Consider the following 1,418-nt stretch of genomic DNA (forward strand, 5'->3'; position numbering starts at 1 on the left):
ACCAGCTTGCAAATGATTGTCCTTTCCTTCATTTCTCTCCTATTACGAAGATTTTAAACAGGTTCTTAAATAACATAAGAAGTACAAACTTGACCCAAACAAGATAAATGAAAACACTTGATGAGCTATGGCAATGGCTATTGGTATGTGTAACAAAAGAGTAACCACTCCTAAAATTATCTGAATGATGATGGAGAGCAGCATAATATATACCGGTTTTACGCTAGCATTTTTTACTGTGAGTATTACTACCAAAGTTAGTATTAGCAATGCCAGTGCTCGATGTATAAATTGCACTGTCGCTCTGTTCTCAAAGATATTCAGCCATATAGGGTGTAAGAAAAATAAATCTTCTGGAACGATTTGTCCGTCCATTAGTGGAAAGGTATTGTAAATCAAACCAGCATTTAATCCCGCAACAAACGCACCGAAAATTATTTGTATTACAATTAGAATCAGAATAAGTATTGTGTAATATATACTACTGTTAGTAGATTGAAATCCTGTCATCCGAGTAGCTGACACACAACCGTACGAACGCTTACTTTTGAAAATAAATTGCACAGCAAATGGTGTCATGAAAGTAGCTGACACTGGAATCCAGCTTTTACTATGCAGCCACTTATTTAAAGTTAAGTTTTCTGGATCCCAGTGTCTGGGCACTGGGATGACATCTTTCTTGGTGAAAATTACTCTTATACTGCAATGTTCGTATAGTTGTGTACGTAACACTGGGATCCATATTTGGTAATCAAAAAATTGATATGACAATAATGCAAAGATAATTAATGCTAATAATAAGTGAAGTGCAAGCCTATAGTGGCTAACATGAGGTTCAGTTACTAAACCACTTTTAACCATATACCAACCAGCAAAAGCTTGTAAAGCTCCAAATAATAATGCCACAAACAGCTTTATTACTACCTTTTTAGATATTTTTCTTCTTAATGTAAAATATATAAATGGCAGGACAAAAACTAAACCTGTTAGTCTTGCAACCAATCTGTGTATATATTCTATTAAGTATATAGCGCGAAACTCCTCCATACTAATACCATAGTTAAGTGCTTTATATTCAGGTGTAGCTTCGTATTTTAATTTTTCTTGTAGCCAATCTTGTCCACTCAGTGGTGGCAATGTTCCAGTGATGGGTTTCCACTCTGTGATTGACAATCCTGCTTTTGAAAGTCTGGTAAATCCACCAATTCCTACCATAAGAATTACCATGACCGAGCAGAGAAAAAGCCAAATGGCTACAGGTTTTGCTTCCATAAACCATGTTTAGTTTTGTTCCATTGCTCAGGGTAAAGAATAAACTCCCACAAGGCAAGAAAAGCTGCAACACTATGTAGCAGACTATAGACCGGAAAAAATATCGATACTATATAAAAATAAAAAGGCATCTTTTGCTGTTTGAC

The 1,418-nt window shown here is 35.4% G+C and carries 1 protein-coding gene and 1 pseudogene; both read right to left on the reverse strand.

The features are described 5' to 3' along the window. Window positions 1-42 precede the first annotated feature (42 nt). Complete coding sequence (locus tag OZD61_RS00205) at window positions 43-1,272, reverse strand: COX15/CtaA family protein (RefSeq protein ID WP_274979401.1); 1,230 nt, start codon at window positions 1,270-1,272, stop codon at window positions 43-45. Further along, a pseudogene (locus OZD61_RS05750) lies at window positions 1,254-1,418 on the reverse strand (glycosyltransferase family 2 protein); the annotation flags it as partial. The pseudogene OZD61_RS05750 and the gene OZD61_RS00205, both read right to left, overlap by 19 nt.

Source organism: Wolbachia endosymbiont of Drosophila bocki (assembly GCF_028982005.1).
In the GTDB taxonomy this organism is placed as follows: Bacteria; Pseudomonadota; Alphaproteobacteria; order Rickettsiales; family Anaplasmataceae; genus Wolbachia; species Wolbachia pipientis.